At 69.1% G+C, this 16622-nt stretch carries 15 protein-coding genes; 9 read left to right on the plus strand and 6 right to left on the minus strand.

Annotation, left to right across the window (positions count from 1 at the left end):
- Positions 1-167 precede the first annotated feature (167 nt).
- Positions 168-1274, minus strand: a complete 1107-nt coding sequence (locus BUE42_RS18455) for a substrate-binding domain-containing protein (protein ID WP_235002446.1) — start codon at positions 1272-1274, stop codon at positions 168-170.
- Between the two features lie 160 nt (positions 1275-1434).
- Between BUE42_RS18455 and BUE42_RS18460 the strand changes: the two genes are divergently transcribed.
- From BUE42_RS18460 to BUE42_RS18480, 5 genes are all read left to right on the plus strand, one after another.
- Positions 1435-3108: an OFA family MFS transporter gene (locus BUE42_RS18460; RefSeq protein WP_073466723.1), complete on the plus strand. Its 1674-nt coding sequence runs from the start codon at positions 1435-1437 to the stop codon at positions 3106-3108.
- 78 nt (positions 3109-3186) lie between these two features.
- Positions 3187-5541 (plus strand): FdhF/YdeP family oxidoreductase, encoded by a 2355-nt coding sequence (locus tag BUE42_RS18465; RefSeq protein WP_073466724.1) that lies wholly within the window; start codon positions 3187-3189, stop codon positions 5539-5541.
- On the plus strand, positions 5516-5803 hold the full coding sequence (locus BUE42_RS18470) for a hypothetical protein (RefSeq protein WP_083614255.1): 288 nt from the start codon (positions 5516-5518) through the stop codon (positions 5801-5803). The genes BUE42_RS18465 and BUE42_RS18470 overlap by 26 nt, the downstream gene beginning before the upstream one ends.
- The gene (fdhD, locus tag BUE42_RS18475; RefSeq protein WP_083614256.1) at positions 5800-6648 is read left to right on the plus strand and encodes a formate dehydrogenase accessory sulfurtransferase FdhD; all 849 of its coding nucleotides are present in this window, start codon (positions 5800-5802) and stop codon (positions 6646-6648) included. Before BUE42_RS18470 ends, fdhD begins: the two co-directional genes overlap by 4 nt.
- Before the next feature lie 106 nt (positions 6649-6754).
- Complete coding sequence (locus BUE42_RS18480; protein WP_073466725.1) at positions 6755-8173, plus strand: Dyp-type peroxidase; 1419 nt, start codon at positions 6755-6757, stop codon at positions 8171-8173.
- 3 nt (positions 8174-8176) lie between these two features.
- Here BUE42_RS18480 and BUE42_RS18485 read toward each other — a convergent pair whose 3' ends face one another.
- A complete protein-coding gene (locus BUE42_RS18485; RefSeq protein WP_073466726.1) occupies positions 8177-9400 on the minus strand; it encodes an SUMF1/EgtB/PvdO family nonheme iron enzyme in 1224 nt (407 codons plus the stop codon).
- A gap of 83 nt (positions 9401-9483) precedes the next feature.
- Here BUE42_RS18485 and dinB point away from each other — a divergent pair, with 83 nt between their 5' ends.
- From dinB to BUE42_RS33080, 4 genes are all read left to right on the plus strand, one after another.
- On the plus strand, positions 9484-10686 hold the full coding sequence (gene dinB, locus BUE42_RS18490) for a DNA polymerase IV (RefSeq protein ID WP_073466727.1): 1203 nt from the start codon (positions 9484-9486) through the stop codon (positions 10684-10686).
- A 121-nt stretch (positions 10687-10807) separates the two neighbouring features.
- A complete protein-coding gene (locus BUE42_RS18495; protein ID WP_073466728.1) occupies positions 10808-11743 on the plus strand; it encodes a DUF3034 family protein in 936 nt (311 codons plus the stop codon).
- A 19-nt stretch (positions 11744-11762) separates the two neighbouring features.
- Positions 11763-12212, plus strand: coding sequence for a group I truncated hemoglobin (locus BUE42_RS18500; protein ID WP_073466729.1), 450 nt, complete (start codon positions 11763-11765; stop codon positions 12210-12212).
- Positions 12213-12242: 30 nt separating this feature from the next.
- Entirely contained in the window at positions 12243-12974 is a 732-nt protein-coding gene (locus BUE42_RS33080) for a cupredoxin domain-containing protein (RefSeq protein WP_159445452.1), read from the plus strand.
- Positions 12975-12985: 11 nt separating this feature from the next.
- Here the strand turns inward: BUE42_RS33080 and BUE42_RS18510 are convergent, their stop codons facing one another.
- The 4 genes from BUE42_RS18510 to BUE42_RS18525 are packed head-to-tail and all read right to left on the minus strand — an operon-like array spanning position 12986 to position 16537.
- Positions 12986-14692, minus strand: a complete 1707-nt coding sequence (locus BUE42_RS18510) for a flotillin family protein (protein ID WP_073466730.1) — start codon at positions 14690-14692, stop codon at positions 12986-12988.
- Between the two features lie 45 nt (positions 14693-14737).
- Positions 14738-15367, minus strand: a complete 630-nt coding sequence (locus tag BUE42_RS18515) for a YqiJ family protein (RefSeq protein ID WP_073466731.1) — start codon at positions 15365-15367, stop codon at positions 14738-14740.
- Positions 15364-16035 carry a PspA/IM30 family protein gene (locus BUE42_RS18520; protein ID WP_073466732.1) on the minus strand — a complete coding sequence of 224 codons (672 nt, stop codon included), beginning with the start codon at positions 16033-16035 and terminating at the stop codon, positions 15364-15366. Before BUE42_RS18520 ends, BUE42_RS18515 begins: the two co-directional genes overlap by 4 nt.
- On the minus strand, positions 16028-16537 hold the full coding sequence (locus BUE42_RS18525) for a hypothetical protein (protein WP_073466733.1): 510 nt from the start codon (positions 16535-16537) through the stop codon (positions 16028-16030). The genes BUE42_RS18520 and BUE42_RS18525 overlap by 8 nt, the downstream gene beginning before the upstream one ends.
- Between the last annotated feature and the right edge of the window lie 85 nt (positions 16538-16622).

The following is a 16622-nucleotide window of genomic DNA, read 5'->3' on the forward strand; positions in this document are numbered from 1 at the left end:
GACTCATCGGCACTGTCTGACCACAACGAACGAAGTGAGTGGAGGGAGTTTGCCGATGCACCCCCGAAGCCGATCTTCTTCGTGGAGTCGGCCCCCGGGGCCGACCACCCCGGCATGAGCCCCCACGGCCCACCTCCAGCCGCACCACGCGCGCGACCAACGCCCCATCACAACAGCAAAGACGGAAACGCATCCTCCAGCCGATGCACCTCCCCCGCATGCCGCGCGTCATACCCCGGCAGCTGATTGGCCGCGGCCCGGAACTCCTCGCTGCTCAGCACCGCCATCAGCTGCAGCATCGCCGGCGTGTCGAAGAACGCTTCGTCGCACAACAGAAAATACTGCTCCGTCGCCAGCGGAATGAAATCCAGCTCGAAACGCCGCGCCGCCGTCTCGACCCCGAAGCCCGCATCGGCCATCCCGCTGGCCACGTAGGCCGCCACCGCCGCATGCGTGCGCTCCCACGGCGCATAACCGACCGGCCCTGCCGGATCGACCCCCGACTGCTGCAGCAGCTGGTCCAGCAGCAGCCGCGTGCCCGACCCCGGATCCCGGCTGACGAAGCGCACATCCATGCGCGCCAGATCGGACACCCCCTGGATTCGCAACGGATTGCCACGCTGCAGCATCAGCCCCTGCCGCCGCGTGCTCACGTCGATCAGCATCTGCTCGCCCGGCCGCAACCACGGCCGGTAGTGCTCGACACCCGCTGCCTCGAACTCGCCGTGCGGCACGTGCACGCCGGCCACATCGCATTGCCAGCTCGACATCGCCGACACCGCTTCGATCGCGGTGCAGTATTTCCATTCGAGCTGCATGCCGTCGGCCGCCAGCTGCTGCTGCAGGATCTCGATCGCGAACCCATGGCTCGCATGCAGCCGCAACACCGCCGGCGGCTCCTGCATTGCCTGCGCGATCTCGGCCTCGAGCTCCGACGCGATCGATTCGAACAACGGCGTCAGCCGCGCCGCGATGCGGTGATCGGCCCACACCAGCTTCTCGCCCAAGGGCGCGAGCGTCGAATTGCGCCCCGGCGACATGCGCAGCAACGGCGCACCGAACAGCTCATGCCCCTCGCGCACCATCTGCCAGGCATGGCGATACGACAACCCGCTCGATTCGCAGGCGCGCGCCAGGCTGCCGTGCTGCTGCACGAGACGCAGCAATTCGATGAGCCGCGGCATCAGCGTGCCGCTGCCTTCACGGGTCAGCGACCACTGAGGCCTGATGGTGACTTTATTCACGAAATACAGCCTTATCGTTTTCCTGCCCATGTAAGCGATTGCTTGTTCACGGGCCTATGTCCGCGGCATCATATTGCGGCCACGCCGACGCCTGCCTACAGTCGGGAGCTTGCGTGTCACTGCAGCATCAAGCCCCGTGCGAGCCCGGCGGGATCCTTGAATACCGATACTCACAAACCCGGGAGCAAGAATGTCCACAACCACGGCGGATTCGACCTCATCCGCGCCAGCCCCTGCCGCTGGTCTGCTCGACAAAGAGCGCACCATCGCAGGCCCTGGCTTCAATCGTTGGCTCGTCCCACCGGCCGCCCTCGCGATCCACCTGTGCATCGGCATGGCCTATGGCTTCTCGGTGTTCTGGTTGCCATTGTCGAGGGCGCTGGGCATCAAGGAAGCCATCAAGTGCGGTCCTGAGGTCGGCTTCTTCGCCGAATTGTTCACCACCACCTGCGACTGGAAGGTCTCCACGCTCGGGTGGATGTACACCCTGTTCTTCGTGTTCCTCGGCTGCTCGGCGGCGCTGTGGGGCGGCTGGCTCGAACGGGCCGGTCCGCGCAAGGCCGGCGTCGTCAGCGCGCTCTGCTGGTGCGGCGGCATGCTGATCTCGGCACTGGGCATCCACCTGCACCAGTTCTGGCTGATGATCCTCGGCTCCGGCATCATCGGCGGCATCGGGCTCGGCCTCGGCTACATCTCGCCGGTGTCGACGCTGATCAAGTGGTTCCCCGACCGCCGCGGCATGGCCACCGGCATGGCCATCATGGGCTTCGGCGGCGGCGCGATGATCGGTTCGCCGCTCGCGGCCGAACTGATGAAGAACTTCGCATCGCCGACCGGCGTCGGCGTGATGCAGACCTTCATCGTGATGGCGCTGGTCTACTTCGTCTTCATGCTGGGCGGCGCCTTCGGCTACCGCGTGCCGCCGAGCGGCTGGAAGCCCGCAGGCTGGACCCCGCCGGTCGCGCAGACCGCCAACGCGATGATCACGCAGCGCCACGTGCACGTGAAGAAGGTCTGGGGCATTCCGCAGTTCTGGCTGGTCTGGCTGGTGCTGTGCATGAACGTCAGCGCCGGCATCGGCGTGATCGGCATGGCCAGCCCGATGCTCCAGGAAGTCTTCGGCGGCAGCCTGATCGGCGTGGCCAAGAAGATCGGCGAACTCGACACCGCGCAGAAGGCAGCGATCGCCGGCATCGCGGCCGGCTTCACCGCGCTGCTGAGCCTGTTCAACATCGGTGGCCGCTTCTTCTGGGCCAGCATCTCGGACAAGCTCGGCCGCAAGCTGACTTACACGATCTTCTTCGTGCTCGGCGGCGTGCTGTACGCCAGCCTGCCGGGCAGCGCAGGGGCCGGCAGCACGCTGCTGTTCGTCGGTGCGGTGTGCGTCATCCTGAGCATGTACGGCGGCGGCTTCGCGACAGTGCCGGCCTACCTGGCCGACCTGTTCGGCACGCAGATGGTGGGCGCGATCCACGGCCGCCTGCTGACGGCCTGGGCCACGGCCGGCATCCTCGGCCCGGTGATCGTGAACTACATGCGCGACTACCAGCTCAGCCTGGGCATCCCGCGCGAGCAGGTCTACAACCAGACGATGTACATCCTGGTCGGCATGCTGGTGATCGGCCTGATCGCCAACCTGTCGATCCGTCCGGTGGCCGACAAGCACTTCATGAGCGACGAAGAGCTGGCCGAAGAGAAGCGCCTGGCACATGACCGCGCGGCGGCGTCCGACGTGGGCAGCGGCCCCGGCGCGGGCGGCACCACGCCGACCTTCATGGTCGCGCTGGCCTGGGCGGCGGTGGGCATCCCGCTGGCCTGGGGCGTCTACAAGACCTTGCTGACCGTCGGCAAGTTCTTCGCCTGAAGCTGTAGAAACAACCCGCCACGCCGATATATCGGCGTGGTGGGTTCGGTGTGCGCAATTGGGAGCGTTTGAGAAAAAATGGCAGAGCAGAAGATCGAGTTCTACAAGGGTCCGGCCGGTGGCTGGGGCGCGCTGAAGAGCGTCGCGCGCCAGCTGCTGCAGCACGGCATCGCGGCCAAGGGCGCGAAGACGATGCTGTCGGCCAACCAGCCGGACGGTTTCGACTGCCCCGGCTGCGCGTGGCCCGACCGCGACCATGCCTCGACCTTCGAGTTCTGCGAGAACGGCGTGAAGGCCGTGGCCGCCGAGGCCACGTCCAAGCGCGCGACGCCCGCGGTGCTGGGCGCGCACACCGTTTCGTGGTTTGCCGAGCAATCCGATTTCTTCCTCGAAGACCTGGGCCGCATCACGCACCCGATGGTGTATGACGCGGCCTCCGACCGCTACCAGGCGATCGACTGGGACCAGGCGTTCGCGATGATCGCGCGCGAGCTGCGCGCGCTGCCGGACCCGAACCAGGCGATCTTCTACACCTCCGGCCGCACCTCCAACGAGGCGGCCTTCCTCTACCAGCTGTTCGTGCGCGAGTACGGCACGAACAACTTCCCCGACTGCTCGAACATGTGCCACGAGCCGAGCGGCTCGGGCCTGCGCCCGACCATCGGCGTCGGCAAGGGCACGGTCACGCTCGACGACTTCGAGCTGGCCGACGCGATTCTCATCTTCGGCCAGAACCCCGGCACCAACCACCCGCGCATGCTCGGCGAGCTGCGCCAGGCGTCGAAGCGCGGCGCGAAGATCGTCAGCTTCAACCCGCTGCGCGAACGCGGCCTGGAGCGCTTCGCCGACCCGCAGAGCGCGCTCGAGATGACCACGCTCGGCTCGACGCCGATCAGCTCGCACTACTTCCAGCTGCGCATCGGCGGCGATCTCGCGCTCGTCAAGGGCATGTGCAAGCACGTGTTCGAGCTGGACGACCGCGCGCAGCGCGACGGCGCCGCCCGCGTGCTCGACCTGGCCTTCATCGCCGAGCACACGCATGGCTTCGAGGCCTTCGAGGCCGACACCCGCGCCGAGAGCTGGGAAACGATCGAGGCCGAATCCGGCCTCACCGAAGCGCAGATCCGCCAGGCCGGCGACCTGTACGCCGGCGCCGGCCGCGTGATCGCCTGCTGGGGCATGGGCATCACCCAGCACCAGCATTCGGTCGCGACGATCCAGATGATCACCAACCTGCTGCTGATGCGCGGCAACCTGGGCCGCCCCGGTGCCGGCGCCTGCCCGGTGCGCGGCCACAGCAACGTGCAGGGCGACCGCACGATGGGCATCTACGAGAAGCCGGCGCCGGCCTTCCTCGACCGGCTGGGCGAGGTGTTCGATTTCGAGCCGCCGCGCGCCGACGGCTTCGACACCGTGGCCGCGATCGAGGCGATGCTCGACGGCCGCGGCAAGGTGTTCTTCGCGATGGGTGGCAACTTCGCGTCAGCCACGCCCGACACCCATGCCACCTGGAAGGCGCTGCGCCGCTGCGAGCTGACGGTGCACGTCGCGACCAAGTTCAACCGCAGCCACGTGATCCACGGCCGCCAGGCGCTGCTGCTGCCCTGCCTGGGCCGCACCGAAGTCGACCTGCAGGCCGCCGGCGCGCAGGGCGTGACGGTCGAAGACTCGATGAGCATGGTGCACCTGTCGTCCGGTCTGAACGCGCCGGCCTCGCCGAGGCTGCTGTCCGAACCGGCGATCGTCGCGCGGCTCGCCGCCGCCACGCTGCCGGCCAGCAAGACGCCTTGGATGTGGCTGGTCGAGGACTACAGCCGCATCCGCGACAAGATCGAGGCGGTGTTCGACGACTTCGCCGGCTTCAACGAGAAGATCAAGAAGCCGGGCGGCTTCCGGCTGCGCAACACCGCGTCGGAACGCGTGTGGGTCACCGCATCGAACAAGGCGCAGTTCAGCGCCCACCCGGTGCCGCGCGACACCGCCGTGCACCGCGCTCGCAAGCAGACCGATGCGGTTGTGCTGACGCTGGCCACGGTGCGCTCGCACGACCAGTACAACACCACGATCTACGGCATGGACGACCGCTACCGCGGCGTCTACGGGCACCGCCGCGTGGTCTTCATCAACCGCGACGACCTGAAAGAGATCGGCATGAAGGCCGGCGACTGGGTCGACATCACCAGCGTCTACTTCGGCGACGACGGCAACGACGAACGCCGCACCGCCGAGAAGTTCCTGCTGGTCGAGTACGACATCCCGCGCGGCTGCATCGCGAGCTACTACCCCGAGACGAACTCGCTGGTGCCGCTGCAGAGCTTCGCGATCGGCGCCCGCACGCCGACCTCGAAGTCGATTCCGGTGGTGCTGACGCTGCGACCGCTGGATTCACCGGTCACGAAGGCGCGCGATGTCGCCGACACCGCTGTCGCCTGAAGGGCCTGACGACGAACCCGCGCCGATCGAGGCGCGTGCGCTGCAGGAATTGCTCGTGCTCGACGAAGACGGCAGCGGCGTCTCGCTGACGCGACTGGCCAAGCGGCTGGAGGTGCGCGTCAGCGTGCTGATCCGCCTCTACACGCAGATGAGCGATGCCCGCATCGGCGACGCGGTCGGCCCCGGCTGGGTGCGCCTGCAGGTCGACGAGGCCGGACAATGGCGGGCCTTCGCGACCGACGCCGCACGGCGCCTGACATGAGCCTGCCCATCCCGCATCCCGACCCCGACACCTGCGACCTGCCCGACAGCCTGCCGCCCACCGAGGCGCTCTCGGTGCTGCGCCACGTCGGCGCGGTGGCCAGCGAGCGGCGCGACAACGTGGCGGTGGAGTCGCCGGTGGCGCTGGTCTTCAACGGCCTGTCGCATGCGGTGATGATGGCCACGCCGACCGACCTGGAGGCCTTCGGGCTCGGCTTCGCGTTGTCCGAAGGGCTGATCGCCAGCCGCGACGAATGCCGCGACATCGAGGTGATGGCGCATGCGCGCGGCTGCGAGGTGCACCTGACGGTGTCGGCGCGCGCGTTCGCCGCGCTGAAAGACCGCAAGCGCTCGCTCGAAGGCCGCACCGGCTGCGGCCTGTGCGGCATCGACAGCCTCGCGCAGCTCGACCTGATGCCCACCGAACGCCTCCCCGACCACGCGCTGATCCCGGCCGACGTGGTGCTGCGCGCATTCGGCGCGCTGCCGGCCCGGCAGGCGCTGAACGCCGTGACCGGCGCCTGCCATGCGGCCGGCTGGGCCACGCCGGCGGGCGAACTGCTCGACGTGACCGAAGACGTCGGCCGCCACAACGCGCTCGACAAGCTGCTCGGCCGGCGCGCGCTGGCGGGGCGGATCGGCGAGCCCGGCTTCGTCGTGATGTCGAGCCGCGCGAGCTACGAGCTGGTGCGCAAGTGCGCACGGCTGCAGGTCGGCACGCTGGCCGCGATCTCGGCGCCGACCTCGCTCGCGGTCGACATCGCGCGGCAGTCGGGCCTGCAGCTGTACGGCTTCTGCCGCGGCGAGCAGGCGGTCGACTACACCGCGCTCGCACCGCTCAGCTGACAGCCCCTGACATCGACAAACTGGGGGGTTCGATTTCCGCGAACTTGGGGATGCCGTGAACGCGGCGTGAAGGCACGCTGTCGTTGCTGCCTCACCAGGACCCCCCATGCCCCCGCCGGTCGTCGACCTGAGCAAGACCCTCTCGCTGGCCACGATCACCGCCGCCGAGCGCACGCTGCTGGCGCAGCTGCAGGGCAACCTGCTGAAGGGCCACGGCCGGCCGCACGCGGCGCACCTGCTGCTGCGCTTCCGGCAGGCACCTGCCGGGCGCGCCTTGCTGCGCGGGCTGCTGCCGCAGCTCAGCCGCGCCGATGTGCAGCTCGCCGATGCCGGGCGCGTGCGTGCCGCGCGCGCGGCCGGCACGCCGCTGCAGACGCCACCCTTCGTCGCGTGCCTGCTGTCGGCGAGCGGCTACCGTGCGCTGCAGGTGCCGCGCGAACGCTGGCCGTCGGACCCGGCCTTCACCGAAGGCCTGAAGGACCGGCAGCCGATGCTGCGCGACCCCGACCACGCCGGTTGGGAGCCGGCGTGGCGCGGCGAGGTGCATGCGCTGGTGCAGCTGGCCGGCGATGCGCCGCAGGTCGACGCGCAGCTCGCCGCCTGGACGGCCGCGCTGCCGGACGGTGTCGAGCTGCTCGGCATCGAGCACGCCCGCACCTGGCGCAACGCGCGCGGCGAGGGCCTCGAGCATTTCGGCTTCGTCTCTGGCCTCAGCCAGCCCTTGATGATCGAGGAGGACCTCGCCCGCGACGCATTGCGCCGCGGGGACAGCCAGCGATGGTCGCCGCGCTTCCCGCTGGGCCAGGTGCTGGTGCGCGACCCGTCGGTCGACGACCCTGCGGCGCACGGCTCGTACGTGGTCTGCCGCAAGCTCGAGCAGAACGTGCACGCCTTCCGGCAGGCCGAGGCCGCGCTGGCGCGCGGGCTGCGCAAGCTCGGCGCGGCGGCCGATGCGGCGCTGGCCGGCGCGATGCTGGTGGGCCGCTTCGCCGACGGCACGCCGCTCGCGCTGCAGGGCCACGACGGGCTGGCGCCGCCGCAGGCCGGCGATTTCGACTACGCCGACGATCCGCAGGGGCTGCGCTGCCCGTTCCATGCGCACATCCGCAAGACCAACCCGCGTGGCGACACGGTGCGCGAATTCGGCATCGACGCCGCGGCCGAGCGCGCGCGGCTGATGGCACGCCGCAGCATGCCGTATGGCGAGCGGCGGCAGGATGCGCAGATGCGCTTCAGCGATGCGCCGTCGCATGGCGTGGGGCTGCTGTTCATGGCCTGCCAGGCGAGCATCGTCGAGCAGTTCGAGTTCTCGCAGGCGAACCGGGCCAACGACGAGGGCTTCGTGCTCGGCCACACCGGCATCGACCCGCTGGCCGGCCAGGGCGGCGCGGTGAAGCACCGGCACCACGCCGGCTGGGGCGATGCGCAGGCGCCGACGCTGGCACAGCGCATGTCGGGCTTCGTGACGCTGAAAGGCGGGGAGTATTTCTTCGCGCCGTCGCTGGCGTTTTTTGCAGGCTTGTAGGTTCTACGCAGCGCAACTCCGGAAGCCGCTGAACTGCACATCGCAGCTCGGCAATTCGAAATTCCGATAGCAAGGATGCCGCAGCCGCTCGCGCGTCGCGAACGACGCGCCGCGCAGCACGCGATGCCGGTCGTCGAAGCCGGGCATCGTGTGGCCGCGGTCCGGACCCGGCTCGAAATGCGCATACGGCCGGAAGCGGCCTGCCGTCCATTCCCACACCTGGCCCCAGCGGAAGCCGCGCGATTCGCCGCTGCGCGCCGCATGCTCCCACTCCACCTCGGTCGGCAAGCGCCTGCCCGCCCAGCGGCACCAGGCATCGGCCTCGTACCAGCTGATGTGCAGGGCAGCCTGCGCCAGCGGCACGCGCGTCAGCCGGCCGAAGCGCTGCTGCAACACGCCCTGGCGCATCTGGTCGACGTACAGCGGGCTGCGCCGCCCGCCCGCCTGCACCCAGGCCCAACCTTCGGGCGTCCACCAGCGCGCTTCGTCGTAACCGCCATCCTCGACGAACTCGCCGTACTGCGCCCAACTCACCGCCTGCGCATCGATCTCGAACTCGGGCAACGGCTCGTCGTGCGCCGGCTGCTCGTTGTCGTACGCGAAGCCCTCGCCCGCTTCGCTGCCGATGCGCGCGCGCGACGCCGGGAACAGCAGCGGCGGCCGCGACGGCAGCGTCGACGGCGCCGGCCACAGCCCGGCGTCGAAGCCGAGCTGCTGCGACAGCACCGCCAGGCCCTCGGCATGCGCGTCTTCATGGAACAGCGCGAGGCGGAAGAAATACAGCGCGGCGTCGCCGTCGTGCGCATGCTCCAGCAGCTCGAGCGTGGTCTCCAGCGTCTCCGCCAGGTAGTGGCGCACCGCCTGCGCGTCGGGCAGCGCCAGCGCGCGGCGCGTGGCCACCGGCGCGAGCGAGGCGTCGAACCAGCCGTCGGCACCGGGCTCGATCGACGCGAGGCGCGGCGCGCGTTCGTCGCACTGCTCGCCGCGGTGGCGCTGCACGTTGCGGCCGATCCAGTACTCCTGGTACCAGCCGAGGTGGCCGATCGTCCACAGCGGCGGATCGACCTCGGGCCGCAGCGCTTCCGGCACCTCGACGCGCGCGTTCTCGAAGGCCTGCAGCCAGCGCAGCGAATGGTTGCGGGCGTCCATCAGCGCGAGCGACAACAGGTCGCGGCCGGCGCGGCGCATGCGGGCCGCATCGATGGGCGGGGCTTGGAAATCCAGCATGGAAGGGGCGAACAATTTGGCGCGAGCGAATTGGCGCGAGAATAGCGCGCCGCGAGATACTGTGGTTTCGTACAGCCACCCCCATGACCCGACGCCTGATCGCCCACCTCGACATGGACGCCTTCTATGCGTCCGTCGAACTGCTGCGCTACCCCGAGCTGCGCGGCCAGGCGGTGGTGATCGGCGGCGGGCGCGACAGCAAGCCGCGGCAGCTGGCCGACGGCAGCTGGCGCTACGCGAAGCTGCGCGACTACACCGGCCGCGGCGTCATCACCACCTCCACCTACGCGGCGCGTGCGCTCGGCGTGTACTCGGCGATGGGCATGATGAAGGCGGCCCTGCTCGCGCCCGACGCGATCCTGCTGCCGGTCGACTTCGACGAATACCGCCGCTACTCGCGCCTGTTCAAGGCGGCGGTGCGGCAGATCGCCCCGCTGGTCGAAGACCGCGGCATCGACGAGATCTACATCGACCTGACCGACGTGCCCGGCGCGCAGCACGACGCCGGCCGCAGCCTCGGCCAGGCGCTGAAGGATGCGGTGTTCGACGCCACCGGGCTGACCTGCTCGGTCGGCATCACGCCGAACAAGCTGCTGTCCAAGCTGTGCTCCGAACTCGACAAGCCGAACGGCCTGACGCTGCTGTCGCTCGACGAGATCCCGGCGCGCATCTGGCCGCTGGCCGCGAAGAAGGTCAACGGCATCGGCCCGAAGGCGAGCGAGAAGCTGGCCGGTTTCGGACTCCACACCATCGGCGACATCGCCGCGGCCGATCCGGTGTGGCTGGTCGAGCACTTCGGCAAGAGCTACGGCGCGTGGCTGCACGAGGCGGCGCACGGCCGCGACGAGCGCGGGGTGGTCACCTACAGCGAGCCGAAATCGATCAGCCGCGAGACCACCTTCGAGCGCGACCTGCACGCGGTGCGCGACCGGCCGGTGCTGTCGGCGATCTTCACCGAGCTGTGCGTCGAGCTGGCCGGCGACCTGGCGCGCAAGGGCTACGCCGGCAAGACCATCGGCATCAAGCTGCGCTTCGACGATTTCAAGATCGTCACCCGCGACCTGACGCTGCCGGCCCACACGATGGATGCACGCACGATCCGCCGCGCGGCGGGCGAATGCCTGAAGCGCGTCGACCTGTCGCGCCGGCTGCGCTTGCTCGGCGTGCGCGCCGGCAACCTGGCGACGCTGAGCGAGCTGGTCACGCCGAAGACGGCCCCGCCCGAGGTGCACGAGCCCGAGCCTGTCTACGCGCCGATGCCGCTGTTCGACCAGCAAGACCCGTAGGCCCACGCCCTTATTGCCAACAATTCACGTTCGATGGACGATGCATCTCTGCGCGATCGGCAGACTGCATCCGTGGCCGACCTCGGTACGTAGATCCCGGCACGACACCTGAGGAGACCCCATGCCCTTGCATCGACTGGCGCTCGCCTGCGCCATTCCACTCGCCGTCGCTGCCGCGCCGGTGCTGGCCCAGAGCAGCACGCACAGCGGCAAGCTGCTGCTGACCGGCGGCGTCAGCAGCATCGACGGTGCGGCCGGCGGCGGGCTGACGCCGTGGGCGGTGACCGGCGGCTACGGCACGACCCGCGAGTTCGGCGGCTCGGCCTTCGCGACCCGCGTGAAGACGCAGGACTACGGCCTGAGCGACTACGGCGTCGCCATCGCCTGGGACGACCGCGTCGAACTCTCGCTGGCCCACCAGGACTTCGACACCGGCCCGGTCGGCGGCGCGCTGGCCGGCGTGCTCGGCGACCCCTCGTTCAACGACCTGCGCCTGAAGCAGGACATCGTCGGCCTGAAGCTGCGCGTGGCCGGCGACGCGGTGCTCGACAGCGACAGCTGGATGCCGCAGGTCGCCGTCGGCCTGCAGTACAAGAAGGCCCATTCCGGGCCGCTGGCCGACGTGCTGACCGCGTTCGGTGCGAAGGACAGCGGCACCGACCTCTACGTCAGCGCGACCAAGCTGTTCCTCGGGCAGGGCGTGCTCGTCAACCTGACGCTGCGCGCCACCAAGGCCAACCAGAACGGCCTGCTCGGCTTCGGCGCCACCGACCACGACAGCTACCGGCTGCAGCCCGAGGTGTCGCTGGCGTACCTGTTCAGCAAGAACATCGCGGCCGGCATCGAGTACCGCGCCAAGCCGGACAACTTCCGCCACAACACCGCGCTCGGCGCCGGCGCGCTGAAGGAGGACGACTGGGCCGACCTGTTCATCGCGTGGGCGCCGTGCAAGAACTTCTCGCTGACCGCTGCCTACGTCGACCTCGGCAAGATCGTGCCGGGCGTCGTGACGCGCCGGCAGAGTGGCGCGTATGTGTCGGCGCAGATCGCGTTCTGAACCTGCCAGGAGATTCCTCATGAACCGCATCTTCTCTGCCCTGGCACATGCCGTCTTGCTGGGCGTCATGCTCGCCGCCGGCAACGCACGAGCCCAATCCACCCCCACCGACGACGCGCTCTACCAGCAGCTCGGCGCGCAGCCCGGCCTCGTGAAGCTGGTCGACGACTTCATGGTCCGGCTGCTGGCCGACCCGCGGATGAACCCGTTCTTCAAGGACGTCGACCAGGCGCACGTGAAGGCCGAGCTGGTCACGCAGTTCTGCGAGGTTTCGGGCGGCCCGTGCAGGCGCAAGGGCCCGGACATGAAGCAGGCGCATGCCGGCATGGACATCAACAAGAACAACTTCAACGCCTTGGTCGAGGTGCTGCAGCAGGCGATGGACGCGCAAGGCATCGCGTTCACCGCGCAGAACAAGCTGCTCGCGAAGCTCGCACCGATGCACCGAGACATCATCAACACACCCTGAACCGCCATGACCTGGACACTGAAGCACCCCATGACCTCTTTCAAACTGATCCCCCGTGCCGTCGCGCTCGCCGTGACCACCCTCGTTGCGCTGAGTGCGCAGGCCGCCAGCGTGCAGGTCCTCGTGACCGATGCCGACGGCAAGCCGGTCGTCGACACCGTCGTGCTGATCGAGCCGGCCATCAAGCCGCTGCTGAAGCCGGCCGCGGCGCCGGTCGTGATCGCGCAGGAGAACCTGCGCTTCGCACCCTTCCTGACCGTGGTGCCGGCGGGCAGCACGCTGCGCTTCCTGAACCGCGACAGCTACGACCACCATGTGCGCTCGGTGCCGAGCGGGCCGCTGGGCAGCATGCCGGCGGTGAAGAGCTTCGAGATGCGGCTGGATGCCGCGGAGTCGGCGCCGGCGCCCAGTGGCCGCGTTTCCGAGTACGGCGACGACAAGCCGGCGCCCGCGCGCACCAAGAAGACCGGCAGCTCGCAGGCCGACATCAAGGTCGAGACCGCCGGCCCGATCGGGCTCGGCTGCCACCTGCATGCATCGATGCGCGGGCAGGTGTACGTGACCGACACGCCGTGGTTCGCGAAGACCGATGAGAACGGCATCGCGCGCATCGACAACGTGCCCGAGGGCGCGGCGCAGCTGGTGCTGTGGCACCCGGACCAGCTGCAGGACCAGCCGGCGCAGCCGGTGCAGGTGAGCGCCGAGGCGCTGAAGGCGACCGGCAAGCTCAACTTCGTGCCGCGCAAGCGCCGCGGCGCCTGAACGTCACGACCTCACGACGCAGTGTCGGTGTGCCGCGTCGGCGGCAACATCGCCGCGATCGACTCGCTGATGCCGGTGATGCCCTGGTTGTTCAGGCCGGCGTCTTTCATCACCGCGTCGATGATGGGCTTGGCGATCTGGTACTGCAGTGCCGAATTGACGACCTGTTCCGGGAAGGTGCCGGTGCCACCGCCGCCGGCCTGAGCCGATCCCGCCGCGCCGCTCCCCTCGCCCCCCTGGCCCAGGCCATTGACCTGGAAGATGCGGATCGACTCGATCTGCTCCATCGGCTTGACGGCCTGCGCGATGATGTGCGGCAGCTGCTGCAGCAGCTGCATGCGCACCTGCAGGTCGATCTGGGCCGACGACAGCGTATTCAGCGCGTCGTTCAACGCGCGCCGCCCCTCGGCCTCGGCCAGCGCCGCCGCTTGGCGCGCCGCGGCCTCGATGCGGATCGCCTCGGCGCGATCGACCGTCGCGTCCTTCTCGGCCGCGGCGGCCACCTTCACGGCGATCGCCTTCTGCTGGGCGGTCTTGTCGGCCTCGATCAGCTCGATCTCCTTCAGGCGCTCGGCCACCGCGACCTCGCGCGCCGTCGTCACGCCTTCTTCCGACTTCACCGCTTCGGCGCGTGCCGCGTTGGCCGCGGCATCGGCGTCCGACTGCTCGCGCGACTTGTTGGCGATCGCGATCTGCGTGTCCTGGCGCGCGATCTCGACCTGCTTGCGCTGCTCGGCGCGCTGCACCTCGGTCTGGCGCTCGCTCTCGATGGTGCGCGTCTGCACGGCCAGGTTCTTCTCGATCTCGGCCGCCTTGATCTCGCGCTCGGCGACGATGCGCTTCTGGCTCACCTGGCGCTCCGCCTCGATCTTCACCGTCTCCGCTTCGCGGCTGCGCTCGGCCTGCTGCTGCGCGATCTGCGCCATCTGCTCGGCACGCGCGATCTCGATCTCGCGCTGCTGGGTCAGCGTCGCGAACTCCTGGTCTTTCTCGATCAGCAGCTTCTGGCGCGATGCATCGAGGTTCTTGGTGCGCACCTGCATCTCGGTGTCCTGCTCGACGTCGTTGCGCTGCTTGCGGCGCGACTCGGTCTGCTCGGTCAGCCGCGTCAGGCCCTCGGCGTCGAAGGCGTTGTTCGGGTTGAAGAACTGCTTGTCGGTCTGGTCCAGGCTGGTCAGCGAGACGGACTCGAGCTCGAGCCCGTTCTTCTCCAGGTCTTCGGCCACCGCGTTCTGCACCGCTTGCACGAACTCGCGGCGCTTGTCCTGCAGCTCCTGGATGGTCATGGTCGCGGCGGTCGCGCGCAGCGAATCGACGAACTTGTCCTCGACCAGCGCCTTCAGCTCGTTCGGGCTCAGCGTGCGCGCCCCCAGCGTCTGGGCCGCGGTGCTGATCGCTTCGGCGGTCTGCTTGACGCGCACGAAGAACGCCGCGATCACGTCGACGCGCATGCGGTCTTTCGTGATCAGGCTCTCGCGCTCGCGGCGCAGCACCTCAAGCTTGAGCGTGTTCATGTTCACCATCACCAGTTCATGGAACACCGGCAGCACGATGGCGCCGCCGTCCATGATGACCTTCTGGCCGCCCAGGCCGGTGCGAACGAACGCGGTTTCCTTCGTGGAGCGCTTGTAGAGCCGCGCCAGCACCAGGCCGATCAACACGATCGCCAGCAGCGCAATGGCGGCGAGCACGCCGATCTCGATCAGACTGTTCACCATGACCTCCTCCTCGATGGATCCGAAACGTTGTGGGTGCCCCGCACGCTACATCAGCGTCGGGTGCGGGTTTGCGATCACTCTGTAGATGCTGCCGACGCGCGACACCACCAGCACCTCCATGCCGTCGGCCAGCGCCATGCCTGCGACGTCGGGCTCGGCCAGGAGGAAATGCGCTCGGCCGTGGGCGTCGCGCAGCCGCGCCTGCGACGCGAGCCCGTCGCGGGTGGACGCGCAGGTGATGGTGGCGACGCGGCCGATGAACTCGCGTTCGCTGACGATGGAGCTTTCGTCGCGCGGGATGATCCGCCCGAGCGCGCCGCCGAGCAGGCGCACCGCCGCGATGGCGCCGGCTCCGGCCGGCACAGAGGCGACCAGGCCAGGCAGGTAGGCGCCGCTGACGCCCGAGGCGAGTATCTGCACCAGGTAGCCGCAGATCGAGAAGCCGGCCAGCAGCAGCACCAGCAGGATCAGCGTCGGCACCTTGCCCAGGTGCAGCCAGCCCAGCACGCCGTCCAGGGCGGCGTCGGAATGGGGCTCGGGCAGCAGCGAGTGGTCGATCCACTCGCTCGGGCTGAACGACGACAGCAGGCCGACCAGCTCCAGCACCGCGAGACCGAGCATCACCACGAAAGCCGCACCGAAGGGCACGGTCTGCGGCGCCGTCAGGAGGTTCATGCCTGGGTCGCCTTCAGCTTCATCAGGCGTTCCTCGATCTGGTTGTTCAGCACCATGTCCTCCAGCTCCTTCAGTCGCGCGGCATGCTCGATCGACGTACCGGCCGCGGCCGGCGACAAGCCGGTCTCGCGCTGGTAGATGCGATCGAAGGCGGAGCTGGCGGCCTCGACCCGGCGCTCGCTGCTGCGCGTGGTGGCGGCATGTGCCGTGCCGCCGGCCACCGCCTTGCGCGAGGCGCGGAAGTTCTGCAGCGCCTCGGTCATCTCGCGGCGCTTGGCGAGCAGCGCGTTGACGTAGCCGGTGAGCTCGGTCTCTTCGCCGGACAGCTCGGCCAGCGAGCGCTCGAGCACCGGGATCTGGGCCTCGATGTCGAGCTGGCGCGCCACCGCGACGCGGGCCAGGTCTTCGCGCGACTGCGCGATCGCCTCGTCGATGTGGGCCGACAGCTCGGTGTGGCGGCGGTTCAGCAGCGCGTGCTGTTGCTGTGCCAGGTGGCGGTTGGCCGCGGCGGTGCCCAGCTCGTGGCGCACCTCGTCAACCACCTTGTCGATTTCGCGCAGCGCCTGCTCCATCATCGCCTCGGGAGCGGCGCCTTCGAGCCGGTCGAGCAGCGCATGGGCACTGCCGACGATGACGCGACCGACGCGCGCCTTCAGGGAATCAGCCATGGGGACCTCCTTGCTTGTCGTTGAGAAGCTGGGCGAGTTCGAGCGTGCTCTTCCAGTGTCGCCGCACCACGCCGGGATCGAAAGCCGATGCCTCGCTGGTCGCGCCCTGGCGCAGCAGGCCATCGGCCATCGCAAACAGGCGGCGCACCAGCGCGTCTTCCAGCGCGCGCGCCTCGCCAGCATTGGCGGGGCGCGACGACACCACCAGCGCGAGCGTGGAGGTCAGCTGCTCCAGAGAAGCGGCCAGCAGGTCGGAGTGTCGGCCGGATTCGCGCTCGGCGGCCACCAGGCCGTCGCGCAGGCCGCCCATCAGGTCGCGCACCCAGGCATGGGCAGCAGCGTAGTCGAAGGCACCGTCGTACTGGCGCTTCAGCTGGGACAGCAGCACCCGCACCTTGTCGCTGTTGGTGGGCGCGCCTTCGATCTCCAGGCCGGCCAGCCAGAGGTAGATGTCGCCGGGCAATCGCGCGGACACCGGCTCCATGGACGCGGTTCTCACCATGACGCTTCCTTCGCAGTTGTTCCGTTGCGATCCAGTGTATTCAAATGAATTCGTTTGTCAACGAACGGATTCGATGCGCCTGCGA

Origin of the sequence: Rhizobacter sp. OV335 (assembly GCF_900142965.1) — a bacterium.
Lineage (GTDB): Bacteria > Pseudomonadota > Gammaproteobacteria > Burkholderiales > Burkholderiaceae_C > Rhizobacter.

What these genes read in the sequence shown, in the direction of transcription:
- BUE42_RS18500 (WP_073466729.1), top strand. Translation starts at nt 11,763, where the DNA reads ATGAACCGCATCTTCTCTGCCCTGGCACATGCCGTCTTGCTGGGCGTC.
- BUE42_RS18460 (WP_073466723.1), top strand. Translation starts at nt 1,435, where the DNA reads ATGTCCACAACCACGGCGGATTCGACCTCATCCGCGCCAGCCCCTGCC.
- BUE42_RS18465 (WP_073466724.1), top strand. Translation starts at nt 3,187, where the DNA reads ATGGCAGAGCAGAAGATCGAGTTCTACAAGGGTCCGGCCGGTGGCTGG.
- BUE42_RS18455 (WP_235002446.1), bottom strand. Translation starts at nt 1,274, where the DNA reads ATGGGCAGGAAAACGATAAGGCTGTATTTCGTGAATAAAGTCACCATC.
- BUE42_RS18485 (WP_073466726.1), bottom strand. Translation starts at nt 9,400, where the DNA reads ATGCTGGATTTCCAAGCCCCGCCCATCGATGCGGCCCGCATGCGCCGC.
- BUE42_RS18510 (WP_073466730.1), bottom strand. Translation starts at nt 14,692, where the DNA reads ATGGTGAACAGTCTGATCGAGATCGGCGTGCTCGCCGCCATTGCGCTG.
- BUE42_RS18515 (WP_073466731.1), bottom strand. Translation starts at nt 15,367, where the DNA reads ATGAACCTCCTGACGGCGCCGCAGACCGTGCCCTTCGGTGCGGCTTTC.
- BUE42_RS18520 (WP_073466732.1), bottom strand. Translation starts at nt 16,035, where the DNA reads ATGGCTGATTCCCTGAAGGCGCGCGTCGGTCGCGTCATCGTCGGCAGT.
- BUE42_RS18495 (WP_073466728.1), top strand. Translation starts at nt 10,808, where the DNA reads ATGCCCTTGCATCGACTGGCGCTCGCCTGCGCCATTCCACTCGCCGTC.
- dinB (WP_073466727.1), top strand. Translation starts at nt 9,484, where the DNA reads ATGACCCGACGCCTGATCGCCCACCTCGACATGGACGCCTTCTATGCG.
- BUE42_RS18470 (WP_083614255.1), top strand. Translation starts at nt 5,516, where the DNA reads ATGTCGCCGACACCGCTGTCGCCTGAAGGGCCTGACGACGAACCCGCG.
- BUE42_RS18525 (WP_073466733.1), bottom strand. Translation starts at nt 16,537, where the DNA reads ATGGTGAGAACCGCGTCCATGGAGCCGGTGTCCGCGCGATTGCCCGGC.
- fdhD (WP_083614256.1), top strand. Translation starts at nt 5,800, where the DNA reads ATGAGCCTGCCCATCCCGCATCCCGACCCCGACACCTGCGACCTGCCC.
- BUE42_RS33080 (WP_159445452.1), top strand. Translation starts at nt 12,243, where the DNA reads ATGACCTCTTTCAAACTGATCCCCCGTGCCGTCGCGCTCGCCGTGACC.
- BUE42_RS18480 (WP_073466725.1), top strand. Translation starts at nt 6,755, where the DNA reads ATGCCCCCGCCGGTCGTCGACCTGAGCAAGACCCTCTCGCTGGCCACG.